The sequence below is a fragment of the Ilyobacter sp. genome, assembly GCF_041583315.1.
Classification (GTDB): domain Bacteria; phylum Fusobacteriota; class Fusobacteriia; order Fusobacteriales; family Fusobacteriaceae; genus Ilyobacter.
Genome location: NZ_JBFHGC010000621.1, coordinates 1 through 1,540 on the forward strand (window position 1 = coordinate 1; position 1,540 = coordinate 1,540).

Annotated in this window: 3 protein-coding genes; 1 reads left to right on the forward strand and 2 read right to left on the reverse strand. The window is 31.6% G+C overall.

Going from position 1 to position 1,540, the window contains the following annotated elements; translation table 11 throughout:
• Positions 1-414: iron-containing alcohol dehydrogenase (locus ABZA26_RS14825; protein ID WP_372715255.1), on the reverse strand; the 414-nt coding region annotated here is incomplete at its 3' end.
• A gap of 139 nt (positions 415-553) precedes the next feature.
• Between ABZA26_RS14825 and ABZA26_RS14830 the strand changes: the two genes are divergently transcribed.
• Complete coding sequence (locus ABZA26_RS14830; protein WP_372715256.1) at positions 554-1,267, forward strand: hypothetical protein; 714 nt, start codon at positions 554-556, stop codon at positions 1,265-1,267.
• A 45-nt stretch (positions 1,268-1,312) separates the two neighbouring features.
• On the opposite strand, the gene ABZA26_RS14835 is transcribed toward ABZA26_RS14830, so the two are convergent.
• Positions 1,313-1,540: hypothetical protein (locus ABZA26_RS14835; RefSeq protein WP_372715257.1), on the reverse strand; the 228-nt coding region annotated here is incomplete at its 5' end.

Here is a 1,540-nt window from a genome sequence, read left to right on the forward strand (position 1 = left end):
AGAGGCTACAGGAAGTGCATCACGAAGTTCTTTGAGATTATGGTCTACATAAAAATCCTGCCACACATCCCCATTATATTTTACCTGAGCAGCTATGGCCTTGGCACAATCAATGACACTACCTCCCCCAGCAGCCAGGACAAGCCCTATATCATTTTTTTTACATATTTCGGCTCCTTTATAAACACTTTCTATTCTGGGATTTGGATCTACTCCTCCTAGTTCAAAACATTGGATTTTAGAATCACTAAGCTGTTTTTTTATAAGATCATAGAGTCCGGATTTTTTTATACTGCTCATTCCGTATACAAGAAGTACTTTAGACGTGTATTTACTTATTTCAGATCCTAATTTTTCTACTTTTCCTTTTCCAAAAAGTATCTTTGTTGGAATGTTATAATTAAAGTTTTTCATTTTATCACTCCTCTGTATTTTATTTTTTACATTTCAGTATACATTATTTTTTTATGTTTTTCATATTTTTTCAATAAAAAGAGAGTTTGATTTTATAAAACCTTTAGAGTATAATCAAAGAAAAAATCAGGAGGACCGCATGAAACTTTACAAATATTTTATACTGATACTTTTTATAGTTACAACCCTCACAGGATGCAGCAATAGGGAGAGAAGCAGATTACATTTTGATTCTAAACCCTATAATTTTATTACAGGAGAGGATTCTGATGAATATCTGGAACTTTTTCTTTTAAAAGTAGATGAATTGGACAATCGTTTTTATATACAGGTAAAATCCAAAGAAACTCTAAAAATTTCAAAAAAAATCAGGGGAAAATGGGAGATGAAAAACGGTATTCTCTTTATGTTTACAGAAGACAGCAACAAAATGATTAAAATCTCGGGATACAACAGCTATCCTCGGGTTATTTATTCAGATATTCCGGAATTATATAATTTTAACCTCAGTCTCTCTCCCAGTGTTTACAGATACAGCGGAGCTATTGAAAAAGACAGATCTGTGTACAGCATGGATCTGAAACTATTTGAGAAAGAAAAATCCATACCATTATATATCATCCCTCCTGAAAATCAGGAAAACAGCTTTTTTATAACCGTTATAGAGTCACAAAATGGAAAAGCAGTCTCCCATGAAGAGCTGACTGGAAAGTGGGTAATAAAGGAAAAAATACTTTATCTGAAATTGGATGATGATACAATGTATTTTAAAACCAGCAGAGACAGTATAGAGCTCGTAAATTATGAAAATAAATACGATCTGGATAAAATTATATTAAAGAAAGTAAAATAAAAAAGCTGCCAGTGGCAGCTTTTTTATTGCTATGATATGTTTAAACTATAATTTAATCCATTTTCTAACTTCTGAATCTACCTGCTCCCACTGGCATTTTTTAGGTATAAAAAACTCTTTAAAATCCAGTATCTTTGAATCTCCGAGTATATCTTTTAAATCATCAAATGTTTTTCCATTTGCACCTCTGTTGGTGCTAAATAATCTGATATTTTTATTTTTTAGATTATTGTTTTCAATGAATGAACGTATTGGCGGAGCAAATGTATACCA

Coding starts and splice junctions, on each gene's coding strand:
- ABZA26_RS14830 (WP_372715256.1), top strand. CDS start 554: ATGAAACTTTACAAATATTTTATACTGATACTTTTTATAGTTACAACC.